This is a genomic window from Sulfobacillus sp. TH-112 (assembly GCF_057473405.1).
The window spans coordinates 1-7,428 of the sequence record NZ_JBYCKN010000112.1 but is presented as its reverse complement, the minus strand read 5'-3'; the positions used below and the strand labels follow the sequence as shown (position 1 = coordinate 7,428).

Here is a 7,428-nt window from a genome sequence, read left to right as displayed (position 1 = left end):
TATCAGTGACATCATGGTGGCCTTGGGAGCGACCATGGCTGAGGTTCGGCCTAAGGAAGCTGGTCGCTTGGTGGAGGCCACCATGGACGAATCTGATGCATTGGTCAGCACCATTCAGCAACTCGGTGATTGGGAGAGAACAGGTGTTCTGGCCTCTGTGAGTGAAGTGGCGGCATTAGTCGCGGCGCTTAAGGATAGTGCGACTCCGGCCATAGCGGAACGTCTAGCGGACCTGGCCGTGGGACTGGGACAGATCGCCGGCGAGGCAGGGCCGGGGATTAGAGAGACGGTAAAGTCAGTGGAAGCCCATGGGAATGCTTTGGCTGAAATGGTGGAGCAGTTGGGGATGTGGCGACAAGATGGTACTTGGGACACTCTCATGGAAATGGTGTCATTGCTACGTGGATTGCATGATTCCATTACCCCCCAAATTGTTGAACGTTCTGTGACCATTGCCACGATTGCTGCGCAATCGCTCAATGATGCGCTAGATTCGGGGCTTTTGGACCTAGGAGTACGGACGGCAGATGCCCTGGCTTTAGCACGGCGCGACGCGGCAAACGATCACTCGAAGATGTCGGCTACGGGGATCCTGCGCAGTCTCAAAGATCCTGAAATACAACGAGGTGTCAAAATTGTGATGGCGCTGTTGCGTCGATTGCCACAGGTCATTGATGGGTAATTTTCACTGTGAGGAGAATGGAGAGCGCCGCGGACTATTGCCTGCGGCGCTCTCGTGGTCTCTTGGGATACGGTCGGCACCTATGGGGCTCAATCTGGTCTCCTAGTACGAGGATCGCGAACATGCTAAATGTCTGCCTCTCGCGCTCCAAGGCGGTCGTGTTACCAGGCTAGGTCTCAGCGGCTTCGATATAGACATTTCGTGCGGCACCAAGACCAAAGAACGCCATGACGATGGTGACCACAACAAGTATGATTAAGGGTCCGATCCATGAATTAGAAGCACTGTAGAGAAGCCCGATGCTAAACGGGCCTACCGATGCCAGTAGGTAGCCGATAGATTGGGCCATTCCAGAGATTTGTGCGGAGACCTCATGATGATGAGTCCGCAGACTGAAGAATGCCAGAGCTAGACTAATGCTTGAACCTGCCCCAAAACCAATGAGAATGACCCAGAAAATCGACAAAAGTGCTCCCGAGGTGAGTAATAGTCCTAAATACCCTACTAAGAAGAATGCGCTTACCGCGACCACGTAACCACGTTGTTCAGCTCGCCGGCCAGCCAATATAGGCACGATGAACGTAGCTGGTAAGCTCACAATTTGCATCAATGACACGAGCCAACCCGCGGTCGCTAGGCTTAACCCGCGGTCATGTAAAAGACTGGGTAACCAAGCCACGTTGACATAAAAAAGAAAGGATTGTAATCCCATAAATAGAGTGATATACCAGGCGATGCGCGAACGCCAGAGGCCGCCTTGAGGGCGTGAATCTGGGATATGACGGTGTCGTAGCTGCGGGACCCAGACGATAAGGGCAATCACGGTGATAATCATCCAACTGGCCAGGGATCCGCGCCATCCCAGCCCCATCTGCCGAGAGAGAGGAATGCTGATGCCTGACGCTAGTCCGGCAAATACATTCATGATGGTAGTATATAGCCCGGTCATAAGGCCGATTTGGGTGGGGAAGTCTCGCTTCACGAGGCTGGGCAAGAGCACGTTCGCAATGGCTGCCCCTGCACCAACTAAGAACATGCCAATCAACAGCCAGGCTATGGAGCCTTCTGAACGGACTAGCGTGCCGATAAAGAGAACAATGAGTCCTAGGTATAAAGTTCGTTCAATGCCTAACTTTCGTGCCCACCGTGGCGCTAGTGGAGAAATCACGCCAAAGGCTAAGAGTGGTAAGGTAGTGAGGAGACCGGCGATGCTATTTTCTAATCCGGTTCCAGCGCGGATGGCCGAGATTAAAGGACCAACTCCGGTAATCGTGGGCCGCAGGTTGGCAGCCATGAGAATAATGGCGGCGATTAGAAGAATAGGTTGAGAACGAGATGTGGGTTGGGACAGCGTGGTCGCCTCCTTCAAACGGTGTAAACGACTCATTGTATATCAGAGCGTGGGCTTGACTCAATCATTTGATGAGGAGATCCGGAACTCATGAACGATACACCCATTTCACGCTCTCTCTATATTGTGGTCGCGGCCTACGCGGCGGGTTTAGCGGGGACCATGACTGAATTTATGGTCCCCCCAGTTATGCCGCTATTGCACCAACACTTTCACTCCCCACAGTCCATTGAGAGCCTCTTTATGGGCGCTTATGCCGCGATGACAATTCTTAGTGCCCTAGTGGCTGCGCGATTGATTCGCCGTTGGGGAACGACTCGCGTGGCGTGCCTAGGACTGGTTTGGCTTATGCTGGCCACCGGGGTGGAGTGGTACGGTTTTCGCATGCCGTCGGTAGCCGTATTTCTGATCGCACGGGCTGTGGCGGGTGTGGGATTTGGCTTAATTTCCGTGGCTGCTCCAGCGAAAATCGGATCCGAAGTACAGCATGACTTGGTGTCCACAGGGATGGGTATTTGGGCTACTTGGGTTCCCGTGGGCAGCCTGATTATGTTTTTAGTGGCTCCTCATCTGATGTCCGCAAACCGTATTGGGCCCCTTTTAATGCTTCAGTGCGCTGCAGATTTTGTGGCAGCATTGTTATTGGTCTTCACTGGTCTCGGTCCCATAGATCGCGAGAAGAAATCACTCACGCCTACAGGTCGCCCGCCGTGGCGCAAAGCGGTTATGGTCATCGCGATGGCCTTCGGATGCTTTACATTCGATATCTTTGCCTTCAATACTTGGCTTTCGACTTGGCTGACTCACGACTATCACTGGACGCTTGCCGTCGCTGGACTTGTTGGCGCTGCGGGCAGTTTATTCAGTGCTGGGGGGAATCTTTTAGGCGGCCTGGTGATGTCTCGCATGAAGCCGGCACTTTGGCTATTTATGGCAGTCTCTTTATTAATGGCCTTGGGATGGGGCGCGCTTTCGGTTCATAATGTCGTGCTCTCCCTCACCGTGATTCTAGTCGTCAATCTAGTAGGAGGACTCATTCCCACGTTGGTGTTTTTAAGTCCTAACTTAGTGGCGCAAACAGAACATGAAATTTCACGGGCAATGGGCTATATCATTGTCGGAGAAAATGCCGGCATCATTGTTGGCCCATGGGTATTTTCGCTCGTCATGGGCCATGAGACTCATTTTTCTCGTGCATTTATCCTACTGGGAATTGTTGCGTTGGGGATGGCGATCTTGATTGGTCAGTTCTTTGCCTTCGAGAGACCTGACTATGACACCGAATGAGGAGAAGAACGCGTCTCGTCTTTTGCAGACCCCCACATGAGGTTTCTTACCGCGTGTCCGAGAAAGGCTCCCGATAGAGACAGTAAAATTGCAAAACCCAATGTAAGCATAAAGACCAGGTATCCTTGATGCGTATATCCCATCATGGCTGCCGTCACGGTGGCAGCCCCGATGACGTTTTCATGCAGCGACTCCACCGTTAGGGGAAGCACCGTGCCGAAAAGTGCGATTAGGACAGCGCCTGCATATTGACGCCACCACGCTGAGACCCATAGCGTCCACAGTACGGCGACGATAAGGGGGCTATACCACCATCCAAGTGCCAGTCCGCCCCAGGTTGCGAGAATACCAAGGATGAGCACTCCTAATTGCTGAAGCAGTGGTCGTGTGATGTTCATGTGGGGTTCTGTCTCCTTTCAAAGCTTACGGAACGAGCGTCCAACGCACTAAGTGGCGATTGGCGATGATTCGAGTGATAGGTGTCATCGCATAATAGCGGCCATTCCACCAGTCGGGAATCTGATCTTGGTACCAAGGGGAGAGAGGATTCTCACTTTGTCCGCCGGGATAGACGCTTTCTGCAAAGGGTGGCGCCTTCGCTCCTTGCCAAGAGACAATCATGCGCCAACTCGGGCCAGCCTCTGATACCAGACCGCCATCGGCTGCATCCACCGTCCAAGAGTCACCGCTACTGGGACGAGGTCCGTAGCCTAATGCCGCCACTTGAGCTAGGGAGGGAAAATGACGAAAGTGCACACGACCCCACTGCCAATCTTGGGGATTTTTACCGAGACGATGCTGCAATAACGTGACAGTATTCCTCAATGCACTGACCATCACTTGTTGGGCAGTTCGGCGCGTTCCGTTGGGTAGAGAAAATGCTGGGTTTTCGGGATCATTGGCGGTCCACGCTTCAAGGTCATCGACCAGAGGATTTCCCACCTCTGTGGTGGTATTGAGAACGAGGTTGGGATCGATGTTGACCGGCACGTGGTCCGCTTTCCACCAGGGGCCGAAGGTACTTTTCATATATTGATTGATAAAAAACCACCAAATGGTGGCCCCTTGGGATTGGACGGTCATATTACCGTGAAATCGCGCAAGTTGAGCGACGGCAGCTTTTTCCTCGGGACTCAGGGTCGCATGTTGGAGAGCCTTTAACAGTTCCGGTACCATTTGGGTCGCGAGAACATCTTGAGTATTATTTTCGAGATGTTGGAAAAAGACCGGCGTGATATGTTTGGCACTTTTTAGCGTCTGATAGATTTTATCAGCGCGAAACCCGGTCGAAAAGAAATCCATGGTGGTCCCAATGTAGTATGGATAGCCATTGGTGACTTCCCGTTGATTGGCGGAAAATAGCAACCCAGATGGTGGATCATAGGACTGTGGCACTGCGCTATACGGAATGGTGCCAATAATCGCGTCGGAGCCATCGCCGGAGAGTGGCATCCAGGGGTGACCATGGGCCACTTCTGGATAGTAGCCTGCCGAGATGAGCCCAATATGATCATAACGGTCGGCATAAATGAAGTTTTGACTCGGTGCATGCCATAACGCGAGGGCTTTCTTAAATGCGGCATAATTTTGGGACTGAATAATGTCGAGCATGCTCTCGACGTCGGCAGACGGAAGAGCTCCCATCCAATCTACCGCATAGGTTTTGGATGACTGCGTCATCAGTGGTCCATCGACCGTCATCTGGACCGTAAGGGGAATGGGGAGATGTCCCTTCACGGGAATGAGGTAGTGCACTTCTTTCATGGCGCGCCAGGAACCCATGTACTTATATTGTCTCTTATTACGGGGATTTATGGTTTCGCGATAAAACAAGGTGGCTTGATTTTGGACATTGGTGAGACTCCAAGCGATGTTGGCATTATGTCCAATCAGAATCATGGGTAGACCCGGAATGCTGACGCCGGAAAAGTGAAAATTTGGGGCGGTGCCCGCAATTTGATACCAGATAGAGGGAAGGGTCTGGTTCAAATGCGGATCACCAGCCATCATGGCTTGGCCGTTGGCTGTTTTCGATCCAGAGACGGCCCAGTTGTTGCTATCTGAAAAACTATGATGAAAGCTGTTCGTCACGTCGGCCAAGTCTTTGAGGGCGATGGTCGCCGCATGCGCGTCATTCAGTGACGCCGAAGCTTCGCCAGCAAGTGAGCGAGCTTGTCCGGGGAGAGCGTTATCCGGGACCCCTCCTGTGAGGTCATATGTAGTTTGAGACAATGTTTGTGACTCCATTGGGGCTAATGAGGTTTTCGTATAGGGGCCCAAGTCGTAAGGGTGTTGTACATTGGGTTCACTCACAGGGAAGTACTGCATAGTTCGCGTATAGGTCAATGACTTTGCTAAGATTCCGTACTCAATAGGGGCGGTGGTGTAGTCCAGATCCTGGGTCATGTCTCCTTGAATGACCAGGGAGTCGATGGGAGTCCAAAGCGCCGGGCGGTACCCTAATAGTTTAAACATGGCGGGGAGGGTTCCATGTTGCTCATCCGAGCGGATTACATCATTTACACCAACTGAGTAGGCTAAGAGTGCCGATCGCGAGGAAGAATTGAGGTGGACCCAATTGGCGCGCGCTGTGCGCAAAAGCCCCAACTGTAACTCGAATCGATCAGACGAGAGGGCTGCGGGACCAATGACTTGAGACAATAGCCCCTCGCCTTGTCGGCGCATGAGATCCATTTGGAAGAGGCGATTTCTAGCTTGCAAGTATCCAATGGTCAGGAAGAGATCGTGGTCAGTTTTTGCTTCAATATAAGTCGTTCCCTGGGCATTGTAGCGAATCTCGACGGACGAGGTCAGCCCCGGAACGGTGAGGGTTTGTGTGTGGGGGCGCAAGGCGGTCGAGGCCATGGTATAGACTCCTCTAGTTGGACTGAAGGCGGTGCCAAGCGGAGGGAGTGGCCCGAACCCGTTAATGCCAATGTGAATGACCAGGCCTGAGAGAAGAAGCGCGAGGACCAGAGAAATGATGGATCGAGTACGTATCATGGGAACCCCGTTTCCTAAGTTGAGCAATGAAATAATTGATTGATGGCAATATTCGCGAGAGTACTATCTTTTTCCTTCTGATTGCAAGGACATTTTTGAAAACGCCGCCGGCCCGAGATATTTCTCAGGACCTCGCGTAGAGGGAAGCAGGGGTGGAACGATCGCGAACACTAAGCACGACAACCAGGGCGATCGCAGACGCGACGAGGCTAATCCAGAACATAGCGCCGTACCATCCATGTTGCGCAGCAATGACCACACCGGCTAAAGGCGCTGCGACCAAGAGGCCTAGAGCTTGGGCGAGATTAGCTAAACCGTATAGGAATCCATGATAAAGTAAAGGGTCTGCGTGGACCGGAAGATTGTCCCGTAAAAGGTCGGTGCCCCACGGATAGCTGACCACTTGAATGCCGCCCCAGAAGATTCCTGCTACAAAGAGAATCACAAAGCCTGGCGTGACATGATGAATTAGAGTTCCCGTCCATCCAAGAATGCCGAACGCCGCGAGGCAGATGCTTAACACTCGTCGTGGAGACCGGGTCTTATAAATGCGGCCAAATTGGATTGAGGTCAGGATGGCAGAGAGCGTAAAGAGCGCCATGCCTAGCGCAGAATCGATGACGGTACCGTGCAAGGTATGTACCATGAATAGCGTAAAGAATGAGGCCATTGCCTCAAACGCTAACCACCATAGAAATTGCGCCACAAAATACTTGATCAAATTGGCGGAGAGAAAGGGCTTCATGGAGGGACGTGAAGGACGAGCAGTCCGGACGTGAGGGCTTTCTCGCACGGTAAGGCCGGTCACGGCTCCTCCAGCAATCATCAGTAGCGCGGTAATCATGAAGGCGCCTCCGTGGAGCTTTTCCCACAGGAGCGGGATAGGCAAAAAAGCGAGGAAGTTTCCCATTTGCCACCAGAAGTTCAAGAGACCGGAGGCTCTCCCCCAATTGATTGGCGCCACAATATCCGGCATCCAGGCTTGGTAGGGTGTCGGCGATGCCTGCTGGAAAAAATAGAAACTAAAGAGAAAGACAATCGCCAGATCCAGGGTATCGGCACTGGTAAACGCGATCCATAAGAGCCCCGCCATCGGCAGACAAAT

At 52.6% G+C, this 7,428-nt stretch carries 6 protein-coding genes; 2 read left to right on the top strand and 4 right to left on the bottom strand.

Annotated elements, in window-relative coordinates; translation table 11 throughout:
• Positions 1-682, top strand: a 682-nt coding sequence (locus ACOJWD_RS07585; protein WP_486992621.1) for a DUF1641 domain-containing protein, incomplete at its 5' end; no start/stop codon positions are given.
• Between the two features lie 169 nt (positions 683-851).
• Here the strand turns inward: ACOJWD_RS07585 and ACOJWD_RS07580 are convergent.
• Entirely contained in the window at positions 852-2,051 is a 1,200-nt protein-coding gene (locus ACOJWD_RS07580) for a CynX/NimT family MFS transporter (RefSeq protein ID WP_486992620.1), read from the bottom strand.
• 72 nt (positions 2,052-2,123) lie between these two features.
• Here ACOJWD_RS07580 and ACOJWD_RS07575 point away from each other — a divergent pair, with 72 nt between their 5' ends.
• A complete protein-coding gene (locus ACOJWD_RS07575) occupies positions 2,124-3,320 on the top strand; it encodes an MFS transporter (protein WP_486992619.1) in 1,197 nt (398 codons plus the stop codon).
• Here the strand turns inward: ACOJWD_RS07575 and ACOJWD_RS07570 are convergent.
• From ACOJWD_RS07570 to ACOJWD_RS07560, 3 genes are all read right to left on the bottom strand, one after another.
• Positions 3,305-3,718 (bottom strand): hypothetical protein, encoded by a 414-nt coding sequence (locus tag ACOJWD_RS07570; RefSeq protein ID WP_486992618.1) that lies wholly within the window; start codon positions 3,716-3,718, stop codon positions 3,305-3,307. The genes ACOJWD_RS07575 and ACOJWD_RS07570 overlap by 16 nt on opposite strands.
• Positions 3,719-3,743: 25 nt before the next feature.
• Positions 3,744-6,323 carry a penicillin acylase family protein gene (locus ACOJWD_RS07565; protein ID WP_486992617.1) on the bottom strand — a complete coding sequence of 860 codons (2,580 nt, stop codon included), beginning with the start codon at positions 6,321-6,323 and terminating at the stop codon, positions 3,744-3,746.
• 124 nt (positions 6,324-6,447) lie between these two features.
• A partial coding sequence (locus tag ACOJWD_RS07560) for an MFS transporter (RefSeq protein ID WP_486992616.1) occupies positions 6,448-7,428 on the bottom strand: 981 nt, incomplete at its 5' end.

What these genes read in the sequence shown, in the direction of transcription:
- ACOJWD_RS07575 (WP_486992619.1), top strand. Translation starts at nt 2,124, where the DNA reads ATGAACGATACACCCATTTCACGCTCTCTCTATATTGTGGTCGCGGCC.
- ACOJWD_RS07570 (WP_486992618.1), bottom strand. Translation starts at nt 3,718, where the DNA reads ATGAACATCACACGACCACTGCTTCAGCAATTAGGAGTGCTCATCCTT.
- ACOJWD_RS07565 (WP_486992617.1), bottom strand. Translation starts at nt 6,323, where the DNA reads ATGATACGTACTCGATCCATCATTTCTCTGGTCCTCGCGCTTCTTCTC.